Origin of the sequence: Endozoicomonas sp. SESOKO2 (assembly GCF_024606245.1) — a bacterium.
In the GTDB taxonomy this organism is placed as follows: domain Bacteria; phylum Pseudomonadota; class Gammaproteobacteria; order Pseudomonadales; family Endozoicomonadaceae; genus Endozoicomonas_A.
Map to the genome: position 1 here is coordinate 1 of NZ_JAHHPQ010000365.1, position 1,897 is coordinate 1,897.

General features: G+C 50.3%; 2 protein-coding genes. Both read left to right on the forward strand.

The genetic code is table 11. The features are described from left to right. Window positions 1-188, forward strand: a 188-nt coding sequence (locus KDK17_RS08120; protein ID WP_257287810.1) for a diguanylate cyclase domain-containing protein, incomplete at its 5' end; no start/stop codon positions are given. A gap of 126 nt (window positions 189-314) precedes the next feature. Beyond that, a partial coding sequence (locus KDK17_RS08125) for a hypothetical protein (RefSeq protein WP_257287811.1) occupies window positions 315-1,897 on the forward strand: 1,583 nt, incomplete at its 3' end.

The window sequence follows — 1,897 nt, forward strand, 5'->3', positions numbered from 1 at the left end:
GCCCTATTCCACTGAGCATCAGCCTGGGGATTGCTGCCACCGGTCCGCAGACCAACACTCTCGATAAAATACTGAAAGAAGCAGACGACGCCTTGTATCAGGCCAAGCACTTGGGCAAGAACAGAGTCTGTCGGGCATCTTCCTGTGCAGATATGCGGCTATCGGCTCATGAACCAGAGAAAGGTTAACAGCTCGCGAGATAAGAGATTACAAAACGCTTATCCTAAGACGTAAATCTACATATACTGAACCATCATACTGAGACTTTAGAATTAAGAAGTGCTCCCCTGCCAAAAAAAGCGAAATATACGACAATGACCGCCCCTTTCAGTCGCTGGCGACAGCAACGGAATGATGACGAACTCCAGCTTGAAGAACGCGATTTGAACTGGCTGGAGAAAGTGGCACGCGCTCCTCATCAGGAGCCCTGGAGTGTCACTGTAATGCAGTACGCCTGGACTGCAGGTCCGGTCACACTTCTGGCCGCCTTTGCAGGCTACTATATTGCCTACGGCACCATGATGCCGTTGGACAGAACCCTTTATTTCGTTGGCTATTCCATTGTTGCCATTGGTCTGGGTCTGTTCACCAAGCTGATTTACGACGTTACCCACGGCCGACGGATCAATCAAGACAAAAACAACCTGCTCAGCATCATCGACCGAATTCCCGAAGTCATTTATGTAGTGCGCGACCTGGCCCAACGTAATATGGCCAAAGATGCACGTCGCATCCACTCTGCCGGTATTCTTTTGCAAAAGTTCGATCTTGGCCCGGAATGGATATCAGCAGCCATTGAAGATATTACGGGTGACCCTGATCTGGCCCGCAAGGCTGAACAGATTGAAATATTCCGCAGGGCCGGCCTTTATCATAGAATGCGTGACATTGTCCACGAAGTCTCCGAAGACACGGAGCGTTATCATAACGAACTCAAAGAACTTCACCCGCGCATAGCCCAGGCGCTCAAAAACAGATTAAGCGGTATCGTGGCCAGACCCCATGAAGGACAAACCAGGGAGCCTCTGTTCATTGAGCGGATTCTCACTGCCAGTGCGCGGGACAATGAAGAAATAATGACCCTTCACGATGTCGAGGAAATACTCATATTATGCTTCGAGCTGATTTGCGGGCGCAAAATTTCCTGGCTTAAAATTGAGTATACCGGTCGCTGGGACCTGGCCAAGGCTCTGGACAAGCTCGAGGAAGAACGCAATGGTTTCCGGATCAGCCGGGCCAGGGTTTACTCCCGCCTCAAGGCCCTGGCGACCTGGCTCCATAATGTTGATATCCAGAATGGCATTATTACCGATCACGGCCTGAGCCCCCCGAAGTTAGTGGCTGCGGTCAGGGAGTCACTCGACAATCTCAGTTTGCAGGTTCTTCAGGCCGGAGAACTGACCCATAAAACCGGCAAACACGTTATAGCCCTTAACATAAAACGCAAGCAACTCGATAAAGCCATTCAACTCTACAATGAAGCTCATCGTGCCTACCTGAAGCAGGGAAGGGACAGTGAGAAACTCAAACGCGCCCTGAAGTACTGGCAAAAACTCTCCACACTTTATCAGCAAAACCCTAAAGAAAACTTAAAACGAAGCCTGACTATTTCAGAGCAGAGTATCGAACTAGACGATGATACCAGAATGGAGGTCGCGAACCGTCTGGAAGCGTTTTCAAAGGAATCCCGCATAAGGCAAGATAGCTATCGCCCCGCCCTGTCGTCTGCCCGGAGATATTTGACAGAAACACGTGCCAGGGAGGTGGCTATCGAGGTGGCAACTATTCTTGACCCTTACATACATCTTCATGACCCACAAATTCAGAGAGCTATTGAGAGCTCCAATGCTTCCAGCCTGGCTTTTCTTGAGCCGGGTATGAGCGCCAGGACAAAGGC